This window comes from Siphonobacter sp. (assembly GCF_048595215.1).
Taxonomy (GTDB): domain Bacteria; phylum Bacteroidota; class Bacteroidia; order Cytophagales; family Spirosomataceae; genus Siphonobacter.
In genome coordinates this window covers 15,754-35,380 of record NZ_JBMDWJ010000031.1, presented here as the reverse complement: position 1 = coordinate 35,380, position 19,627 = coordinate 15,754, and the positions used below count along the sequence as shown (strand labels likewise).

The 19,627-nt window shown below is 49.2% G+C and carries 16 protein-coding genes; 4 read left to right on the top strand and 12 right to left on the bottom strand.

The features are described 5' to 3' along the window. Positions 1-9: 9 nt before the first annotated feature. A complete protein-coding gene (locus tag ACOJTG_RS02165; RefSeq protein ID WP_420152301.1) occupies positions 10-1,665 on the bottom strand; it encodes a complex I subunit 4 family protein in 1,656 nt (551 codons plus the stop codon). A gap of 58 nt (positions 1,666-1,723) precedes the next feature. Next, complete coding sequence (nuoL, locus tag ACOJTG_RS02160) at positions 1,724-3,577, bottom strand: NADH-quinone oxidoreductase subunit L (protein ID WP_420152300.1); 1,854 nt, start codon at positions 3,575-3,577, stop codon at positions 1,724-1,726. Between the two features lie 192 nt (positions 3,578-3,769). On the opposite strand from nuoL, the gene ACOJTG_RS02155 reads away from it, so the two are divergent. Next, on the top strand, positions 3,770-4,321 hold the full coding sequence (locus tag ACOJTG_RS02155) for an acyl-CoA thioesterase (protein WP_420152299.1): 552 nt from the start codon (positions 3,770-3,772) through the stop codon (positions 4,319-4,321). Between the two features lie 169 nt (positions 4,322-4,490). Continuing rightward, positions 4,491-5,033 carry a DUF2911 domain-containing protein gene (locus ACOJTG_RS02150; protein ID WP_420152298.1) on the top strand — a complete coding sequence of 181 codons (543 nt, stop codon included), beginning with the start codon at positions 4,491-4,493 and terminating at the stop codon, positions 5,031-5,033. 87 nt (positions 5,034-5,120) lie between these two features. Here the strand turns inward: ACOJTG_RS02150 and nuoK are convergent, their stop codons facing one another. The 5 genes from nuoK to dnaG all read right to left on the bottom strand — a co-directional run bounded on the left by nuoK (position 5,121) and on the right by dnaG (position 10,359). Next, complete coding sequence (gene nuoK / locus ACOJTG_RS02145) at positions 5,121-5,426, bottom strand: NADH-quinone oxidoreductase subunit NuoK (RefSeq protein ID WP_094814041.1); 306 nt, start codon at positions 5,424-5,426, stop codon at positions 5,121-5,123. Positions 5,427-5,433: 7 nt separating this feature from the next. After that, positions 5,434-5,973, bottom strand: a complete 540-nt coding sequence (locus ACOJTG_RS02140) for an NADH-quinone oxidoreductase subunit J (protein ID WP_420152297.1) — start codon at positions 5,971-5,973, stop codon at positions 5,434-5,436. Continuing rightward, entirely contained in the window at positions 5,970-7,640 is a 1,671-nt protein-coding gene (locus ACOJTG_RS02135; RefSeq protein WP_420152296.1) for a 4Fe-4S dicluster domain-containing protein, read from the bottom strand. Before ACOJTG_RS02135 ends, ACOJTG_RS02140 begins: the two co-directional genes overlap by 4 nt. Positions 7,641-7,820: 180 nt before the next feature. Further along, positions 7,821-8,240, bottom strand: coding sequence for a hypothetical protein (locus ACOJTG_RS02130; RefSeq protein ID WP_420152295.1), 420 nt, complete (start codon positions 8,238-8,240; stop codon positions 7,821-7,823). 79 nt (positions 8,241-8,319) lie between these two features. Next, entirely contained in the window at positions 8,320-10,359 is a 2,040-nt protein-coding gene (gene dnaG, locus ACOJTG_RS02125) for a DNA primase (RefSeq protein ID WP_420152294.1), read from the bottom strand. 172 nt (positions 10,360-10,531) lie between these two features. Between dnaG and ACOJTG_RS02120 the strand changes: the two genes are divergently transcribed. Beyond that, positions 10,532-11,050: a phosphoheptose isomerase gene (locus ACOJTG_RS02120; RefSeq protein WP_420152293.1), complete on the top strand. Its 519-nt coding sequence runs from the start codon at positions 10,532-10,534 to the stop codon at positions 11,048-11,050. Positions 11,051-11,160: 110 nt separating this feature from the next. Here ACOJTG_RS02120 and ACOJTG_RS02115 read toward each other — a convergent pair whose 3' ends face one another. The 3 genes from ACOJTG_RS02115 to ACOJTG_RS02105 all read right to left on the bottom strand — a co-directional run bounded on the left by ACOJTG_RS02115 (position 11,161) and on the right by ACOJTG_RS02105 (position 13,457). Next, on the bottom strand, positions 11,161-11,958 hold the full coding sequence (locus ACOJTG_RS02115; RefSeq protein WP_420152292.1) for an anti-sigma factor: 798 nt from the start codon (positions 11,956-11,958) through the stop codon (positions 11,161-11,163). 34 nt (positions 11,959-11,992) lie between these two features. After that, positions 11,993-12,580 (bottom strand): RNA polymerase sigma factor, encoded by a 588-nt coding sequence (locus ACOJTG_RS02110; protein ID WP_104709868.1) that lies wholly within the window; start codon positions 12,578-12,580, stop codon positions 11,993-11,995. A 484-nt stretch (positions 12,581-13,064) separates the two neighbouring features. Further along, positions 13,065-13,457, bottom strand: coding sequence for a DUF1573 domain-containing protein (locus tag ACOJTG_RS02105; RefSeq protein WP_420152291.1), 393 nt, complete (start codon positions 13,455-13,457; stop codon positions 13,065-13,067). 301 nt (positions 13,458-13,758) lie between these two features. On the opposite strand from ACOJTG_RS02105, the gene ACOJTG_RS02100 reads away from it, so the two are divergent. Beyond that, a complete protein-coding gene (locus tag ACOJTG_RS02100) occupies positions 13,759-16,227 on the top strand; it encodes an alpha-ketoacid dehydrogenase subunit alpha/beta (RefSeq protein WP_420152290.1) in 2,469 nt (822 codons plus the stop codon). On the opposite strand, the gene ACOJTG_RS02095 is transcribed toward ACOJTG_RS02100, so the two are convergent. Then, positions 16,166-18,115, bottom strand: coding sequence for a hypothetical protein (locus ACOJTG_RS02095; protein WP_420152289.1), 1,950 nt, complete (start codon positions 18,113-18,115; stop codon positions 16,166-16,168). The two genes, ACOJTG_RS02100 and ACOJTG_RS02095, sit on opposite strands and share 62 nt — an antisense overlap. A 72-nt stretch (positions 18,116-18,187) precedes the next feature. After that, a complete protein-coding gene (locus ACOJTG_RS02090; protein WP_420152288.1) occupies positions 18,188-19,510 on the bottom strand; it encodes a Gfo/Idh/MocA family protein in 1,323 nt (440 codons plus the stop codon). Positions 19,511-19,627 lie beyond the last annotated feature (117 nt).

The following is a 19,627-nucleotide window of genomic DNA, read 5'->3' as shown; positions in this document are numbered from 1 at the left end:
TTCATTGCGTTAAAAGTGTTTCATGAACTCCAGCACGTAGCCTTCGGTAATGGCGAACACGGTACCCGGTAGTATCCCGAAAAACAGAGAAAGCAGAGCCAGGGGTACCAGCATGAGTTTTTCCCGGGCGTTGAGATCCGTCAACAGCTGGGCATCGTGCGTGGACCAGCGTTTGCCCAGAAACACCCGCTGGAAGGTCCACAGGAAATAGCCCGCTCCCAGAATCAAACCGAATCCCCCCGCTACCACCATCCACACGGGAATGTACAGCGAATTAAAGGCTCCCATCAGACTAAAAAACTCTCCAATAAAGCCCGAGAAACCGGGTAAGCCCAGAGAAGCAAAAAAGGCGATGGCCGTCAAACCCGTATAGGCAGGCATGGTACTGGCGAGTCCCTGGTAATGGTCGATGTTTCGGTCGTGCGTCCGGGCGTACACCACTCCCACCACCAAAAACAGCATAGGTGAAAGAATACCGTGCGAAAACAGCTGGTAGATGGCCGCATTGGCTCCCTCGGGCGTGAGGGCCGCTAATCCTAGCAACACAAAGCCCATGTGCGAAACCGAAGAATAGGCAATGAGCCGTTTGAGGTCTTTCTGACTCAGGGCATTAAAGGCTCCGTAAACGATACTCAAGACGCCCAGCCCGGCAATCCAGTCGGCAAAGTAAATGGCTCCGTCGGGGAAGATTTCGTAGGCAATCCGGAAGAATCCGTATCCGCCAATTTTCAGCAAAATCCCCGCCAGTACGACCGAAATCGGCGTAGGGGCTTCCACGTGGGCATCGGGCAACCAGGTATGCAGGGGCACCATCGGTAGCTTTACAGCAAAACCAATGAAGAGCATCAGAAAAGCCAGCAACCGGGCCGATAGACCGAAGATTTCGTGACCGGCCATGCTACTCAGCAGAGACTCGGGGACAAAATTGCGAGGATTCGTAAGGTACGGGATTTCAAACGTATGAACGAGTTGGGCCGGATCAATCTGTAACTGGCTCACCAGCGATTGTACCTCGGCCAGTACGTCTTCCGTAATCTGGGCCCGATCCTGTACCAGTCCAATGTTCAGAGCCGTTTCCACCGGATCAATCACCGAGAGGTACAAACCAATCATCACCAACAGAATGAATACAGAACCGGCTAGGGTATAAATGAAGAATTTCAAACTGGCGTATTCGCGTCGGGGTCCGCCCCAGATTCCGATGAGAAAGTACATCGGCAGGAGCATAAATTCAAAGAACAGGAAGAACAGAAACAGATCGAGAGCGACGAAACAGCCCATCACACTACCCATCAGCAACAGGTATAAGGCGTAATACGCCCGTTCCTTTTCCTTGATCTCAAAGGAAGAGACCGCTCCCACCAACATCACCAGACTCGTCAGCCAGACCATCGGTAAGCTCAGCCCGTCCGTTCCCACGGAATAATCAATGGAAATGATACCGAACTGCCCCAGAGCCATCGTGATCCAGTCGTGATTTTCGGCGAACTGGTACCCTACCAGTTGCGGATCGAACTGGAACCACAGCCAGCTACTCAAGGCCAGATGAACGGTACACAACAGCACCGTAAGCCAGCGGCAGGCGTTGCGGGCTGCCTCGGGTAGCAGTAACAAAAGCACGGCTCCGAGAAAAGGTAAAGCTATAAGGGTAGTCAGTATCGGCATTTTTCTACGTATACAATGGAAAAGTATTCCTCCTTTTCCGGCTAAAATTTCATTCGTACTACCAGGTCCACCAGATTAGCAAAGCCGCCATTCCCATGACCATCGCTACGATGTACGACTGAATTTTTCCACTCTGTACCTGACGGGTCATCCCCCCCAGCGTTCGACTCAACCAGGCTAAAGCGGTTACAAACCCATCAATGATATTTCGATCAAACCAGCCCACCAGATGAGCCAGAATGACCTGTAGTTTAGCAATTCCATCCACGATGCCATCCACCATAACCCGATCCAGCCAGGTACAGAATTGGGCGAACTTGAGTACAGGTTGTACGAAAAAGCGTTGATAAGCGTCATCGAGTGTAGTAAGCGGCATATCCCGTAGCGATTCCGCATCGGGTACAGACCGGTAACGAATCCAGGCCAGGGCAATACCCCCTACCGCCACGGCGGTGGAGCCCAGGGCTACCAGCGGAGCAAAATGCTCACCCAGCGGATTAATCGAAAACGCAAAAGGCAACGACAATAAAGCCAGCCCTATCAGCGGACCTTTCTGCAGCCAAGACGATTCATGAACCTGATCCAGCGACAGGATTGGGTTTCGCCAATTTCCGAAAAAGACGATCCGCCACTGCTTCGCCATGTAAAAGGCCGTTAAACCCGCTGAGATAAGAGCCAGAATGGGAAAAATCATTCTCCAGGAATGAGCCGTATGCGTGAAGGCTTCGTGTAGAATTTCATCCTTCGAGAGGAATCCGGCCGTCAGGGGCAAGCCCGCCAGAGCCGCCGCACAAACCGTATAGGCCCAAAACGTTACGGGCAATTGTTTCCGTAAACCGCCCATCAGGCGTACGTCCTGAGCGTCGAACCCGTGCCCCGCGTGGTGCAGCGAATGAATGACTGAACCCGAAGACAGGAACAAACCCGCTTTGAAGAAAGCGTGCGTAAACAGATGAAACAGAGCCGCCTGCGGAGCCCCTACTCCTAAGGCCAGTACCATCAGGCCCAGTTGTGAAATGGTGGAATAAGCCAGCGTTTTCTTAATGTCCGTTTGCGAGAGAGCATACACGGCTCCCATCACCATCGTAATGGTTCCGATACTGGCAATAACGACTAAAGCCTCGGGCGTCAGGATTGGGAAAATTCGAGCCAGCAGGTATACCCCAGCCGCTACCATCGTAGCCGCGTGAATCAGGGCCGATACGGGGGTTGGCCCCTCCATGGCGTCGGGCAACCAGACGTGCAGGGGAAACTGAGCCGATTTGGCAACGGTACCGCAGAATAGTAACAGGCCGATCGCCGTCAGGTACAGATCGGACCCTTCGGCCATCCCCGCGAACGTCGAAAAATCGAGCGTGCCGAAGCGATGGTAGACACCAAATACGCCCAGAGCCAGCCCTACGTCCCCGATTCGGTTGACCAGAAAAGCTTTTTTGGAAGCAGCAATGGCCTCTTTTTTCGTGAACCAGAAGCCAATCAGCAGGTAGGAACTAAGCCCTACTAATTCCCAGAAGACGTATAAGACGAGTAGATTATGGGCCAGTACAATGCCCAGCATCGAGCCGACAAACAATTGGAGAAAGCCAAAATACCGAAAGCGGGCGGCGTCTTCCCGCATGTATTCAATGGAAAAAAGCTGCACGAGCGAAGCGATGAACAATACCAGTCTCAGCATCCGTAAGGTCAGCCCATCGACGCGAAAACCGAAACTGAGTTTCGCCGTAAGCCAGGGATAAGCAACGGCTGTAACCCCTTGATCGGTCAGCAGATAGGAAAGAGCCAGTCCTGATGCAGAAAGTCCCAACCCCAGCCAGCCCGCTGCTGTATTGGCTTTTTTCCCCGAAAGTATAAGCAGTAAAAACCCAGCGAACGGCAAAAGCAAGGTGATCCAGAGCAGTAGTTCGGGGTTCATGTAACAATACTTGGGAAGCGATTTCGATCAGACCTACGAAAAGAGTATGGCAGAAATCTTGTTAATTCGTCGGCAAATATCCGTTCTCCGTTTGGGAAAACCAATTGAATTAGTAGACAAAAGCACTTGTTTTTGAAATTTATTTAGAACTCTTCCAAATAACTTTCAAGTCACTTCTTAACACACTCGCACGTGGAGCCTAAATCTGTTTCGTATTCCCAGACTACCATTACCGAACTGATGATTCCGAGCTATGCCAATTTCGGCGGCAAGATCCACGGCGGTATTCTTTTGTCATTAATGGATAAAGCGGCCTACGCTTGTGCATCCAAACATGCCAGTACGTACGTAGTTACAGTAGCCGTTGATCACGTGGAATTTTTACAGCCCGTGGAGGTGGGTCAACTGGTATCATTGCTGGCTTCGGTCAATTACGTTGGCAAAAGCTCCCTGATTGTAGGAATTCGGGTCATTGCCGAATCCATCAAGACGGGCGTCAAGGTTCATACCAATACCAGTTACTTTACCATGGTGGCCAAAGATGAAGAAACGAATCAACCCACATTGGTGCCGCCTTTATTGCTGGAAACCCGCGAAGATGCCCGTCGTTTTCTGGAAGCTTTGAAGCGAAAAGAGTTACGCAAAGCCTATCAAAATGAATTAAATAACGCAAAAACCAGTCTGGCTGTCGAAGAGGATTTACCTTTGCTGGCCGGAGAACGTTGCGTACTGGGAACGATTTAAAGGCCTTTGTTACGCTTAGGTTTTGTGATTTAGCTGTACATGCGGTGAAATTTTTTAGGATTTTGATGAGTATGTCTTTCACCCTATCTACTCTAATCCAAGTATAAGGCTCGTCGGACTGAAATAGTCTTGAGCATTTAGCGTTCACTGAACGTCTTGCATACAACTTATGAAAAAAGTAATCATTGCTCTGGTTGTCGTAGGTGGACTGGCGGCACTTTCGGCGTTTCTGTACAAGCAGTACGCCAAGCCTTTAAGTCAGGAGGCTCATGCTCATTTCAACCAGAATGGACTTCGCCTGGAGGTTACCTACTGCCAGCCCGCCAAAAAAGGAAGAACCATTTTTGGTGATTCTTCCACGCGTGCCCTGGTTCCCTACGGAAAAGTATGGCGTACGGGAGCCAATGAAGCAACGAAGCTGATCGTCAATCATAATGTAACGCTGGCCGGGCATCCTTTAAAAGCGGGTGAATATACGCTCTGGACCATTCCTGGACCGCAGGACTGGCAAGTAGTCATCAATCAGGAAACGGGTCAGTGGGGGACGGAATATGATGCATCCAAAGACCTCTTTCGAGCCGCCGTGCCTTCGCATCAGGTGCCGGAAGTACAGGAGCTTTTCGAAATAAGCTTTATGCCCCAAACGGGTGGTACTGACCTGGTACTCCACTGGGATCATACGGAAGTAGCGGTCCCGATTCGTACCCAATAAAAAAAGGCTGGTCCATGAGTACCAGCCTTTTTTTGTTAGATATGCCCGATTCCTGGCAACCGCCGGGAAGGGCTATTTCATGCTTGTCTAGTCTTTCAATTCGGAGACTTCGTCCAGTTGTACCGTCTGGAAATGCTGGAAAACTTTCAGTACGATCGCCAGAGCTACCACAATTTCGGCCGCTGCTACAATGATCACGAAGAGACTAAAAAACTGCCCGGTCAAATCCGTATCAAAGCGACTGAAGGCCACCAGATTGAGATTAGCCGCGTTGAGCATCAGTTCAATGCCCATCAGTACGACAATGGCATTTCGCTTGACAATGACCACGGCCAAGCCGATACTGAACAGTAAGGCGGCCGTTAGCAGGAAATAAGAAAGTGGAATTTGCATACGGGTGTTATTCTTTCGTACCGAAGTTTTTTGCTTTACCGGATAAGTACGCCGCTCCCAGTAAGGCCACCATCAGTAAAATACCAGCGACTTCAAAAGGCAGGGCGTAATCCGTAAGTAAGCCAATCCCCAACTCCTGTATGGTCGTTTTACGCTCGATCAATTCATAATGATTACGTTCCACCGTATCGAAGCGAGCTTTGGCCAGAATCGTCGACAGAATGGCGAAGATACCTCCAGCCGTCAGTATGCCCCAGAAGGTACGACTATGTTCGGTTCGAATGACGTTGGCTTGGCCCGTACCCCGATCCGCTTTGTTTCGGGTCAGCATGACGCCAAATACCAGCAGTACCAGAATTCCTCCTACGTACACCATAATCTGCGTAACGGCCAGAAAATCAGCTCCGGCGAATACGTACAGTGCCGCAATACCCAGAAACGTGACCATCAGGCTAAACGCCGAATACAGTACGTTTCGACTAATCAGCACCACCGCCGCCGACGCGATGGTCAGCACAACAAAAAATAGAAACACAAAAGCGGTCATTCTTGATTGGGGCGTTTGAATACGGGCTTGAATGATTTGCCGCCGGGTTTGGGCGTTTCGGGTTCTTCGGGCTTTACTTCAGGCGTTTGCTCTGGCTGGGTAGACTCGCTTATGGGTTCCGCAACGGCGGGTTCATCAGCCTGCTTTTTAAAGACGGGCTTGAAGCTTTTCCGTACCGGCTCTTCCACTTTGGGTTCTTCAGGCTCCGGTGCGGCGGGCTCTTCTACGACTTTGGGCACCTCTACTTCGGGCGTAGCAGCCTTTTTAAACACCGGCTTGAAGCTCTTTTGTACAGGAGCTTCTTCGGCCTTTGGCTCCTCTCCTTTCGGTTCTTCTGAAACGGGTGATTCGGGTTCCGTTTTCTTTTTGAAGACGGGTTTGAAACTTTTCGTTACGGGCTGTTCCGTGGGTACCTCAGGCGTTGGTTCTTCTACCTTCGGCTCTTCGGGTTCCGCTGTTTTTTTCTTGAATACCGGCTTAAAGCTTTTGGCTACGGGCGGTTCGTCAGGGGCTTCTGCCGATGCGGCCGGTTCCGGCTGAATCGGTTCTTCCGCCATCGGCTCAGCTTCTTTTCGCTTAAAGTTCGGTTTAAAACTCGTTGTTTTTTTCGCTTCGGGTTCCGCCGGCGTTTCCGTTTTCTCCGGAATCTCCTCTGGAGCCTTGGCTTCTACGGGCGTTTTCTTAAATCCGGGTTTAAACGCCGGGCGGGCCGGTTTTGCCTCTTCCGTGGGTTCAGATTCAGATTGCGTAGGTTCAGTCGTTGGCTTTTTGAATCCAGGCTTGAATGCCGGACGAGCGGGTTGATCCTCTTCCCTTGCTTCGGGCTGTACCGTCGGTTCCTCCGTAGTTTTTTTAAACCCAGGTTTGAACGCAGGTCGAGCCGGTTTTTCCTCGCTCGGTTCGGTGATTTCCGGTTCCGTGGGTTCAGCCGTTTTCTTGAATCCAGGTTTGAACGTGGGACGGGCGGGTTTCGCCTCTTCGCTTCGTTCCGCCTGTACTTCCGGAGTCGCTTCTTCAGTCGTTTTCTTCAAGCCGGGCTTAAAGGTCGGACGAGCTGCGGGCTGCGTTTCTTTTTCTTTCGCGACAACGGGCTTACTGGTCTTAGCCGCTTCTTTTTCAGCCACGAATTGTTCGTAAAGCTGTTTCTTCTCTTCGGCTTTTTCGGGCGTAAGATTCGTGAAATGGTAAACCATATCCCGAATGTCAAACTCCGAATAGTCGTACGTTTTCGTCATGGTCAGGCACTCCGTCGGGCAGACAGTCGTGCACAGGCCGCAGTAGCAGCACTTGGCCATGTCGATGTCAAATTTGGCCGCAAACAAACGAATAGCCGATCCATCGGAGGCTTTCCCCACCTCGCCCGTAGCCCGAATGGGTTCAATCTCGATGCAATCCACCGGACAAACTTTCGCACACTTATCGCAGACGATACAGTCTTCCATTTCATTGTGGAGCCGGTATCGTCCATTATCGGGTACCGGAATGGCTTCGTACGGATACCGCAGCGTTACCATTCCCGTGTCTTGTTCAAAATAATTCGGGTCGTCCACATAAATGGGCTTACGCCGCCGCGTGGAATCTTTCAAATGTCGCAGGGAAATTTGAAGTCCTTTCAGGCTGGATTGTATGCCGCGTTTAATGGTCCCCCAGTAGCTCTGATCCTGCATGTACTGATTTTCTTTATCTACTACGAAGTAAACTCCTTCCCCCCCTGACGAGTTCCGGAATAATGAACAGTCGATCTACTCTATCTACAAAAGTACACGTCAAATGCAAACGACCGCCCTTTCGGACAGTCGTTGCTCAGACTTTTTTAGAACAGTTCTTAATAAAACCCAATCTTTAACCTATTCTTCTACCCCTATTCGATTAAAAATCAGTCGTATTAACGTAAGTGGACTGTTTAGTAAGGCCCCTATTTTTCGAACCATACTCAGCTGGATAATGACCCCAATGAGCAAACCCGCGACTGCCCAATTAATTGAAATAATCTGCTTTTCCCAATGATCGCTAATCCAGAGGGCAATCAGTCCCAGTATAGTCACGCCCAGAGCCAGTTTCCGGGAATAATACAGACTATAGATTCCGTACCCCATCCACAGCAACATGCTGGCATTCAGCATCAAATCGGCAGTTAGCATTACGGGGAATTTTACCTGTGACAGCACTACGGTTCCACTCAGAGCCGTAACCCATAGGCTGCATCCATACAGCACGGTTTGTCTACGGTGTAGATGAGCAAGCTGATTCAGTACTTGATTTTTCATAGCCTGGTCGTAAAGTCGCCAAGCTACGCCAAATTCGTTTGGCTTTTGAAAACCGCTCCGCCGTACTTAGGCTACGGTATCAATAGCCCGTTACCACAATTCCCAATTCTTTCGCCAGAGCCTGATCAATCCGTTTCATTTTCATGAATTGCATCAGTAATTCTTCCTGCTCGTGGGCCTGCGTCACTTCCGTCAACCGTTGTTTAATGTCGTGCATCCGCTGGTCGTTGAATGATTTTTTCAATCGAAGGACACACCGGTGAGCTACTTTATCCAGTTGATCGCGTTCGTGGGGGATATAAATTTCATGCATTTTCTCCCAGTTTTCGCTGAGCGGATGCCGTTCCGACACAAAGTCAATACTGGCTTCCTGAATAATCGTATCGGAATGGCTCAGGAAGAAATTGGTATCCGGATAAGCTTCCTGCTGGGTTGCCGCCCGAAAAATATCCATGAATTGCTGGTACAGAGGCGTCTGAAAATCCAGATCATACGTCTGACTGACCATGTACTCCATCAGCGTAATGTCGTGCGGACCGTCTTCCCGGGTTTCCGTTTCAATCACCGTCGTTCCGTACAGAATCAGCAGTCGACAAAAGGCTTCTTCCTGGTACGAAAGTGGCGTACGCTTCGGCTTGGATGCCGGCGGGGCGGCGGGCTGACCTTGTTCAGCCGCCATTAACTCCGCAAAATCCGGCTCATCGTCCGGCGAAAAAGCCCCTACCCCTGGTGGCAAATCCAGCGGTGGTTCGGACTTTCGCTCCTGTTTTTCGCGGACTTTGGTATCGTTCTTGATTCGCTCGCGTACCCGTTTGTTAGCTTCGGCTATCAGTGTTTCTTCGGGCAAATCCATCAGCCGGGCCGTCTGCTGGAAGAATACCTGCCGCGTAATGGCATCCGGAATTTTGGAAATGCTCTCGACCATTTCCTTAATCACACCGGCCTTGCGGAAGGGATCATTGCCCGCGTCCTGCAGCAGTACTTCGGCTTTGAAACGGATGAAGTCAACCGCCTGGGTTTTGATGTACTGACGGAAGGCTTCCCCCCCGATTTTGCGGACGTAACTATCGGGATCTTCGCCTTCGGGAAAGGTACAAAGCTTCACGTTCAGTCCTTCTTCCAGAATCAGATCCAGTCCGCGTAAGGAGGCCTTGATTCCCGCCGCATCGCCGTCGTACAGTACCGTAATATTCTGCGAAAAGCGACCAATCAGTCGAATCTGTTCGACCGTCAAAGCCGTACCCGATGAAGCCACTACGTTGGTAATTCCCGACTGATGCAGGGAAATCACGTCGGTGTAACCTTCCACCAGATAAGCGACGTCTTCATTACGAATCGCATTCTTCGCCTGATAGATTCCGTACAGGACGTTCGACTTGTGATAAACTTCCGTTTCCGGCGAGTTGAGGTACTTGGGCTGGTTTTTATCAGCCTTCAGAATCCGGGCCCCAAAGGCAATCACTTTGCCGGAAACGTTATGAATGGGAAAGATTACCCGAGCCCGAAAGCGATCGAAAACGCGGGCGTCAGGACGGGAATCCAAATCCCGCCGAATCGACAAACCCGCTTTTTCCAGTACTTCAATCTGAAATTTCTGCTGAAGGGCATTCTTGGTAAACGCATCCCAGCTTTCCAGAGCGTAACCCAGTTCGAACTGCTGGATGGTTTGCCGATTGAAGCCCCGTTCCTGAAAATAACTTAGACCAATCGACTGGCCTTCGTCGGAGTGCAGGAGTTGTTCCTGGTAGAATTTCTTGGCGTAGTCGAGGGCGATGTACAGACTTTCCCGTTCGTTCTGCGACTGGATTTCTTCGGGCGTCTGTTCCGTTTCCTTGAGTTCAATGCCGTATTTTTTGGCCAGATGCCGCAAAGCTTCGGGGTAACCGATGCCTTCAATTTCCATGATAAACTTCACGGAATCACCCGCTTTACCGCAACCGAAACACTTGAAAATGCCCCGTACCGGATTAACGTTGAACGAAGGTGTTTTTTCGTTGTGAAACGGACAACAGGCGATCAGGTTGGCTCCACGTTTTTTAAGCGTCACGTAATCGTTGATGACGTCGACAATGTCGGCCGTTTCCTGAATGAGCTGGACGGTTTCCTGTGGTATTCGCATAAGTCAAAGATACAGCAATTGCCCGGGATCAGAATGCAGGAACCCTGTGGTATATCTTTTTCGAGAAATTTCTGGTCTGATGCGATGGCGGGGACCCTAAAAGTTTTAGTACTTTGCGGCCAAGGCCGTGTTCTCCTTTCGATACTATCACCGTAAATCACGAATACAAATCATGAATCTGTCTTTTTCTGCTGAAACTTCTAAAGCCGAACTTTTCGAAAAAATTGCTATCGAGCTGGGCAGCCACGGGCTGAACATTGCTACGCAGGACCAAACCCGTCCCTGGGGTGGCTTCTTCGTGATCGATGAAGCTCAAACGGCTGAATTTGTCAGCACGTATTTCCCTACGATTCAAATGACGGATCTGGAAGGTTATGCTAAACTGAGTCCGAAAATCCTGGTGGTTGGTCCCGAAAAACGTCTTTCGTGGCAGTATCACTTCCGTCGGGCCGAAATCTGGCGAGTGGTTGCGGGTACTGTAGCCGTGATGACCAGCCCGACTGACGAAGAAGGCGAAACCCGTACGTATGAGCCCGGCGAATTAATTACGCTGCAACAGGGCGAGCGTCACCGACTGATTGGTTTGGATAATTGGGGTATCGTCGCCGAAATCTGGCAACACACGGACGCTACTAATCCTTCCGACGAAGATGATATCGTTCGCGTGCAGGATGATTTCCAACGTAAATAATACCGTAATGAGTTGAGCGTTTCAAACTCACGCTAACTACTAATCCAATAAAAAAGGTGACCTGACGAATCAGGTCACCTTTTTTATTGGATTAACTCACTAAACTTTTCTTACAAGTTCCCTTTCACGTACACCTGTCCGGTCGGTATACCACTACCGCCTTCGGGTTCGAGTGAAATGGCGTAGGCGTTAGCTCCGTCAATACTCTTCACTTTCTGTAAGCTGGTGTTCTTGTCAAACAACCCGGCGTCTACGGGTTTGCCGTCAACAATCGCCCACAGTTGATACTGTTTACCGTGCGGAGCAGCGGGTAATTGCACATTAGCCATGTACGTCTCCCGCTTCGAATCGTTCGAGTACAACATCGCAAAAGCCGTTGGAGCGATAGGTTCGCCTCTTAGCTTGATGAGTTTAGTACCCGGATTTTGCAAGACAGCAATTTCCTGACGGGCATTCTCAAAGCTGGCTTTACGAGCTTCCAGATTATTCGCTAACTGTGTATTTTGTGATTCCAGCGAGGCTAACTGTTCCTCGGAAGCCTTCAATCTCTTGAATAAAAATACGTTACCTACTACACTTAGTACTACGATGACTACAGCTGCAGCCACCCAGTTACGGGACGTTACCAAAGATCTGGTAACCGAAATGCCGGGACGTTGGATATTCAGAGTGCTCGCAGACGACTTTGCCACCGGAACACCCTGGCCTGCTGCCAACTCCTGGATACTTCCCAATACTTTTTCTCGAACCGATACCGGAGGTTCCTGAGCATTTTGCCAAGCGTAGGCTTCCAGGGTATCCCGTATGGCCTCTACTTGAGCCTGGTATTCAGGTTGATTCGTTAAAAGACTCTCCACTAACGTGGATTCTTCTTTTGAAGTAATTCCCAGCACATAGCTTTCCAGCAAGCCAGACGAAACTATTTCATGCTCATTCAATTTGTTACGAATTAATGTAGGTGGTGAAAAACAACAAAATGAGAATACTAATCAATGTTCGGAGTTGAGCTAGGGCCGCTTTTACCCTCGTTTTCACCGTACCCAGGGGTATTTCAAGCTCGTCGGCGACTTCTGCCTGCGTATAGCCTTGAAAGTAAACCAAATCGATGATAGAACGATATTCAGGACGAAGTTGATCGACCACTTTACGAACTCCAATGGCATCTACCTGATGCTCTACTGGATTTTCTTCTTCAACTACACTTACGAAATACTCAAGCGGTTGGTTTTGAGTATTTTGTTGATAGTCCTGAGATCGTAACTTATCAATAGCCGTATTACGGGCAACGTTCAGAATCCAAGTGAATAGACTGCCCTTCGAACGTTCATAAGATTCAATATTTCGCCAAATTTTCACGAAGGCTTCCTGCATAACATCCGAAGCCGTTTCTTCCGATTTGACGATTTTCAAAATAACCCCGTATAAAGCCGAGGAATAATTATCATACAGGATAGTAAATCCACGTTGATCTCGCTCACGAAGCAAGCCAACCAGATCTTTTTCAGCGACGACAATGCGTTTTTTTCCCAAAGGAGACAGAACTTAAATTTTTTGGAACAAAACTAACAGGATGATAGATATTTTTCAATAACTCCGCAGTTTTCAACTTGTGCCTTGGGTCGCTGATGATCGTTGGTTTGAGTGATCGGATGAAGTGGGCTGAAAAGACAAAGGGCTTCTATGGAGAAGCCCTTTGTACCGGAAATGAATTAACCCACACCTTTAACTTACTACTCAAGCGACACAAAAGGTATAGCCTGAGCAGTTTCGGTTGTCCAGAGATAGTTACGGGATTTGGATATCGCTTGGATTTATTCTTAGACGCTTTTTTTAAAAAAAAGTTAAAATTATTTTTAATCAGCTCATTATCAGTCTATTAAAAATAATATTTTTTTTCCACTCATTATAACCTGATTTATCTGAGTAGCCCTCGAACCGGTCACTTTCTGTAAAGCCATAAAAAAGAGATCCCTGTTTCCAAGGATCTCTTTTTTACCACTGTCTAAGGCAATGATTACTTCACGCCCTTAGCTGCGGCTTTTTGTTGTACTTCGCCTTTCAAGAACATCGTTATGGTACTGTTTTCAGCATTGCTGTATACCGTGATTTGTTTGTTAAAAGGACCTACAGAGGCTGCATTATAGGTAGCACTTACTTTGCTGGTCTTACCGGGCAGAATGGGAGCCTGTGACCATTTCGGTGTCGTGCAACCGCAAGAAGCCGTTACATTACTGATAACGACCGGAGCTTTACCCGTGTTGGTTACCGTAAATTCGTGCGTAACGGGCGTACCCTGAGCAATTTTACCAAAATCTTTCGTTTCCGAATCTACTTTAATTTTACCCTGAGCGAAGGCTCCAGCAGAAATCAGGAAAAAGGCCAGTAAAAAGAAAAGTTGCTTTTTCATTGGTTGGTATAGGATTTGTTTGGTTTCGAAAATTTGACGAGGGCAAAAGTAGTGGGAACCTTTTTATAAGCAAAACAGTACCTTGTTAACGATATGTTAATGGAATTTGAGCGGCCCCGCCCGCGTTTGGATTGCTCGTGGCTTTTGCTTTATTTTTACCCTGACAAACATCGTACACACGGATAAAAATTCCGTCTTTGAAGGAATTTCTTTCTCAGTTCATGATGTAAAGAAGGCGAGTATTCCTTTTTATATAGAATTACTTACCTGCGTTGTATCACTCGATTAACCGCTTTTTTCGATGGAACAAGCCACCCTTGACAGCGTTGCAGTTACTAAAGAGCAAATTCTCATCGACTACCGGATTGCCTGGGAAAGTCGCCATGCCAGCTTGCTCGCTCGTAAAGAAGTTTTTATGGGCAAAGCAAAATTTGGCATCACCGGTGATGGCAAGGAATTGGCTCAGATTGCCCTGGCCCGAGCGTTTCGCAAAGGCGACTGGCGTTCAGGCTATTACCGGGACCAAACCGTAGTAGCAGCGTTGGGGGAACTGACCTGGCAACAATATTTCGCTCAGATTTACGCCCATACCGATCTGGAAGCGGAACCCAATACGGGTGGCCGTATGATGAACGGGCACTACGCCACACGGCACCTGGATGAACAGGGCCACTGGCTTCCGCAAACGCCCCGGTATAATAACGCTTCCGATATTTCGCCCACGGCCGGACAAATTCCCCGTTCGATTGGCCTGGGATACGCTTCCAAGTTGTACCGTCAGAATCCGGACTTGCAAAACTTCAGTGATTTTTCCATTCAGGGAAATGAAGTCTGTTTTGCCACCATTGGTGATGCTTCTACGTCTGAAGGGATGTTTTTCGAAGCCATCAATGCGGCGGGCGTCTTACAAGTTCCGGTCGTCTTTTCGGTTTGGGACGATGGCTACGGCATTTCCGTACCCATTCGTTATCAGACAACCAAGCAAAGTATTTCCGAAGCGTTGGCTGGTTTTCAGCGTACGGCTGAAAAACCAGGTTTGGAAATTATCACGGTAAAGGGCTGGGATTATTCGGCCTTGGTAGAAGCGTATCAGAGAGCATCCGAACTGGCTCGTACCCAACACGTTCCCTGCTTAGTGCACGTGCAGGAAGTGACGCAGCCTCAGGGGCATTCCACTTCCGGCTCGCACGAACGGTACAAATCCAAGGAACGCCTTGAATGGGAAGTAGAAATGGATTGTAACCGCCAGTTCCGTCAATGGATTCTAGAAAATGGCTACGCTACGGAAGCAGAACTTACCGCGATTGAGAACGAAGCCGCGAAAGTGGCGAAAACGAGTCGGGATGCTGCCTGGCAGGCGTATTTGGCTTCCTTAAAGCCTGATTTTGATGAAGCAATAAACCTTTTAGACCAGGCTAGCCGCGAAAGTGCGGTAGGCAATGAAATTATAACGTTACGTTCGGATTTACAGAAAAAAGGTAATCCCCTGCGTTCGTATGTGGTCGAAACGGTCAAGCAGGTGGTGCGGTTATTACGGTCCGAAGACATCCCGGCGAAACCTTTGCTGATCGAGTGGCTTAACCGTACCAAGCACGAAAACTGGGTTCGATTTAATACCTATTTATACAGTCAGTCGGATGAATCGCCACTGCGGGTTACGCCCGTAGCTCCGCAGTACGCCCAAGACGCTCCTTTTCTGGATGGACGAGAAATACTCAACAAAAATTTTGAAGCCCTGTTTGCTCGGGATCCCCGCATTTTCGCCATCGGTGAAGACGTTGGCAAGATTGGAGATGTCAACCAGGGTATGGCGGGCTTACAAGCCAAATTCGGCGAGCTTCGCTTAACAGATACGGGCATCCGGGAAAGTACGATTATTGGTCAAGGTATTGGTACTGCTTTGCGAGGTTTACGGCCCATCGTAGAAGTACAGTACGTGGACTACATGCTCTATACGCTGGCTACACTATCCGATGATCTGGCCTGTCTGCATTACCGTACGGCGGGCGGACAAAAGGCTCCCGTCATTGTTCGTACGCGGGGACACCGACTCGAAGGCGTCTGGCACTCAGGTTCGCCCATGGCCGTGCTATTGCACGCCTTACGCGGCATGCATTTTATCGTGCCCCGAAATTTGACGCAGGCTGCTGGTTTTTACAATACCCTGTTACGCGGCGACGATCCGGGTCTGGTTGTCGAACCGCTGAATATGTACCGCAGCAAGGAACGACTTCCTACGAATCTGGGAGAATTCTGTCTGCCCCTGGGTCATCCGGAAATCCTACGCGAGGGCCGCGATCTTACGATTGTAACGTACGGCTCCATGTGCCGTATTGTACTGGAAGCCGCCGAACAACTGGCTCAGGTAGGCATCGAAGCGGAGGTGATTGACGTACAAACGCTCATTCCCTTCGACTTGCCACACATGGTTGCGGAATCAGTGAAGAAGACCAATCGCCTACTGGTTGCCGACGAAGATATGCCCGGAGGAGCCTCGGCCTTCATGTTGCACAAAATTCTGGATGAACAGAAGGTATTCCGTTTCCTGGATTCGGAACCGCGTACGATGTCGGCTCACCCGCACCGTCCGGCTTATACCACCGACGGCGATTATTTCTCGAAACCCAATACGGAAGATGTATTCGATGTAGCCTACGAAATGTTACACGAGTGCGATCCACATCGGTACCCGGCCCTGGGTTACGAAATTAGTGATTGGTCTTTTTCGGGAAGTCGCTGGTGGAAAGAGAACGATTCGGCTCAGAAATAGCATGAACAACAATAAACCCGTCTTTTGTTACTTTACTCGTATAACGAAGATGCGGTAAAAGAGCAGCGGCTTCCGTAGGCGTTTCCGTAACTAAATAGTACCCTTCGTTAAGTAATTGTTGCAGGAAAGGTACTAATTCAGTCATTAGCGGCCAAGCTGAGTACGGCTGGTAATAACCCACCGGCGGGTACTCGCCATCCAGCATGTACCAGAAGTTTCTACCCAGGCTTTGGTCATAGAAATACACTTTAGAGCTATGGTTCGTGAGTTGACGAACCATAGCTCTTTTTGCTGAACTGGGGTGCTGGAAGGAATAAATCGTTCGTCGGTGTTTTACATTCGTAGCCATCCCTGAAAGCTTATCTTTAATACCCACCATATACGCCAACCCCGAAAACCAGAGTATGCCTACGGGTAACCAATAGAGTACCCTACGGATGGATCGCACCGGTATCTTTCTTCGCCAGAGTAAATCAATCCAGACAAATAGCAAGACGAATACCGGACCGGAAGTATTGGGCAGGTTGTGCTCGTGACTTCTGCCGAGAAAATAAAAGAGGTTACAAATCGTCAGTGCCATCAACAGAAAAACAGCTTCCCGGTACCGGGCTGAGACTTCCTCTTTGAATCGAACCAGCGTAGCTCCCGTAAGGGCGATAATGCCGATAATGTACCAGAAAAAGGAAGTCGGAGCGACCCGCATAAAGCCTATTTTTAAGCTCTGGTAGATTTTCATGCCCGGTGAGAGTACGTTACCGAAGATGAGGTACGTCACGATAAGTCCTGTTCCCAGCAGGATTACATTGATGGTGTACCGTCGTACATAGGTTTGAACCAGGGGGAGAAATTTCGTTTTCCGACCAGACGGAGCCAGTAGTTCGCTACCCATCGCAAGAACTATGTACTCGACGTAGGCAATGGAATAGAAAATGCCGAAGCTGCGGTGGAGTACGAGAAGAAACGCTAGTAACAATCCCACGCTCCAGTGATCCGTTCCTTTTTTCCAGGCCAGCAGAGCTACGACAATCCACCAGTCCAGCCGAAGCGGACTCATCTGAAATTCAGCGTAGGTATCCGTGTAGTACGGAAAAAGTCGCATGATGAATACGACCACTAACAGGTAAAGAGCCAGTTGCTTAGCTTGAAAAACTTCCTTCGCCCACCAGAAAATCAATACACAGAAAATCCATACCGAAGCCTGACCCAGTACCTGAAAGTAATTCAGGTCAATATGCCATTTGAAGAACAAAGCAGCCAGCCCGGAAAGCAGTAAGTCGTATTGAAAATAGATAGCCTTAATCGAAATACCACTGACTAAGGCATACGCCGGAGCGAAGACAAACGAGTAATCCCAATCGGAAGGACCTGCTGCTGCGGTAAAACAGGGCACGGCCAGAGCCGCCAACCATAGCCAGGCATGCCAGGGTTTATAATGGCTGGAAAGCCAGACTACTCCCCCTACAAATGCCGAGAGTCCTACCAAAACCACTGGGTAATACCGAACACCCGTGCCAAACAGAAACCCATCGGCAGGCGGATGAAAACCAGCCTGAAAGAAGAACAGTACGCACAGACCTACCGCAGGCCATACGCTCCAATTTTTGAGATATATCGTCTTTAGGAGCCCCCATCCTACTAATACCCACATGCTCCCGTGTAAAACAAACGCTTCAACGCCATCCGGCTCGGTCTGATTGGTATAGAGTCCGGTCAGCCCATACGCAATCGTAGGTGTTAAGGTTTCGGGCTTCGGCGGCGTCCATTGATTCCAGATCAGTTCAGCGAATTGATAGAACAAGACATGGAGTACCGAAACACCTGCTCCAATCCACCATCCTAACTGAGCATACGAATGACGAAAGAGATAATAGAACGCTTTAGAATTCACCGGCAAAGGGGGTATAGACAGAAAAAGGTCTGGACCCTTGCGAGTCCAGACCCCTAAAATGAGATAAAATTTCTATACAAAAAACCGCGTCACGCCCGGTACAGCCACTGGATACAAACCATTGGAATCCGGATTGAGGGGCATTTTCGCGTCCCAGCTATACTCAGCGGGTTGCAGACTCAGTCCCGACATCAGGGCCGTATCCCATTCCATCACCTGACCCGAGTACGTAGCTAGACGTCCGAGAATGGCCGTCATCGTGGATTTGGCTCCGTTTTCAGCGTCGGCGAATTTGTATTCACCTTTGGCGACCGCCGCGAACAACTCATCGTGCTCGGCCTGATAGGGGTTGTTTTCCGTTTTCTTGTTGAACTGGAACAAAGGCTTGCCTTTGTAATCGACAATCTTCGCATCCCCGCACAGGATTTTTCCTTTCGTACCCAGAATGGTTTCATCTACCTTGGCCCAAGTGCCTTTCATGTGACGGCACTCGGAATTCAGGATCGTACCGTCCGCGTACTCAAATTCAACGTGGTGGTGATCGAAAATTTCGCCGTAGTCCTTGCCTTTTCGCACTTCACGGCCACCCGTACCCTTAGCCCGAACGGGATACGATCCCTTGAACCAGTTGAATACGTCGATGTTGTGAATATGTTGTTCGTTGATATGATCACCGCATAACCAGTTGAAGTAGTACCAGTTACGCATCTGATATTCCATCTCGGTTTGTCCGTCTTTACGCGGATTTACCCAAACACCGTCGTTGTTCCAGTACACGTTTCCGGAAACAATATCACCGATCATGGCCTTGTTTTTCAGCAAAGCCCGGTACGAATTCTGATAGTGACGTTGCAGCCCTACCACAACGTTCAGCTTTTTCTTTTTGGCTTCTGCAGCAGCAGCCAATACTTTTTGCACACCTGCCGGATCCGTTGCTACGGGTTTTTCCATGAAAATGTGCTTACCCTGCCGAACAGCCTCTTCGAAATGGATGGGACGGAATCCCGGAGGTGTCGCCAGAATGACTACATCGGCCAGGGGAATGGCTTTCGTATAAGCATCGAAACCCACGAATTTATTATCCCCTACTGCGATTTTGTCGGCAGAACCCGAAGCCGTCAGGGCTTCCGTAATATTTTTCAGGCCACCTTCCATACGATCCGCGAAGGCATCGGCTACGGCGACCAGCTTGACGTTTTGTTTAGTTGACAAGGCCTGTACCGCCGCTCCCGAACCGCGACCCCCGCAACCAACCAACGCTATCTTGATTTCATCCGCTACACTTGAATTGAAGAAACCGTCAGCTTTAGACGTAAGCGGTACGGCTAATAGTCCACCAGCCAGCAACGAGCCAGCTTTCACAAAATCCCGACGAGATTTAAATTCTTTGTTCATAGAAAAGGGTTTGAGTTTAGAGTTGATTAGTTCAGTTTTCCGTTTGCAATTTTCGGTTTTCAGTTAAGTCTCGACTTGAGAGCGTCATGCCATGATCTGATTGGCTTGTTTTGCGTT

Excerpts from the sequence above, each read along its gene's own strand:
- ACOJTG_RS02105 (WP_420152291.1), bottom strand. The coding sequence starts at position 13,457 with ATGAAAAAGCAACTTTTCTTTTTACTGGCCTTTTTCCTGATTTCTGCT.
- ACOJTG_RS02135 (WP_420152296.1), bottom strand. The coding sequence starts at position 7,640 with ATGCAGGATCAGAGCTACTGGGGGACCATTAAACGCGGCATACAATCC.
- nuoL (WP_420152300.1), bottom strand. The coding sequence starts at position 3,577 with ATGAACCCCGAACTACTGCTCTGGATCACCTTGCTTTTGCCGTTCGCT.
- ACOJTG_RS02120 (WP_420152293.1), top strand. The coding sequence starts at position 10,532 with ATGAATCTGTCTTTTTCTGCTGAAACTTCTAAAGCCGAACTTTTCGAA.
- ACOJTG_RS02100 (WP_420152290.1), top strand. The coding sequence starts at position 13,759 with ATGGAACAAGCCACCCTTGACAGCGTTGCAGTTACTAAAGAGCAAATT.
- ACOJTG_RS02090 (WP_420152288.1), bottom strand. The coding sequence starts at position 19,510 with ATGAACAAAGAATTTAAATCTCGTCGGGATTTTGTGAAAGCTGGCTCG.
- ACOJTG_RS02165 (WP_420152301.1), bottom strand. The coding sequence starts at position 1,665 with ATGCCGATACTGACTACCCTTATAGCTTTACCTTTTCTCGGAGCCGTG.
- dnaG (WP_420152294.1), bottom strand. The coding sequence starts at position 10,359 with ATGCGAATACCACAGGAAACCGTCCAGCTCATTCAGGAAACGGCCGAC.
- nuoK (WP_094814041.1), bottom strand. The coding sequence starts at position 5,426 with ATGCAAATTCCACTTTCTTATTTCCTGCTAACGGCCGCCTTACTGTTC.
- ACOJTG_RS02140 (WP_420152297.1), bottom strand. The coding sequence starts at position 5,973 with ATGACCGCTTTTGTGTTTCTATTTTTTGTTGTGCTGACCATCGCGTCG.
- ACOJTG_RS02150 (WP_420152298.1), top strand. The coding sequence starts at position 4,491 with ATGAAAAAAGTAATCATTGCTCTGGTTGTCGTAGGTGGACTGGCGGCA.
- ACOJTG_RS02130 (WP_420152295.1), bottom strand. The coding sequence starts at position 8,240 with ATGAAAAATCAAGTACTGAATCAGCTTGCTCATCTACACCGTAGACAA.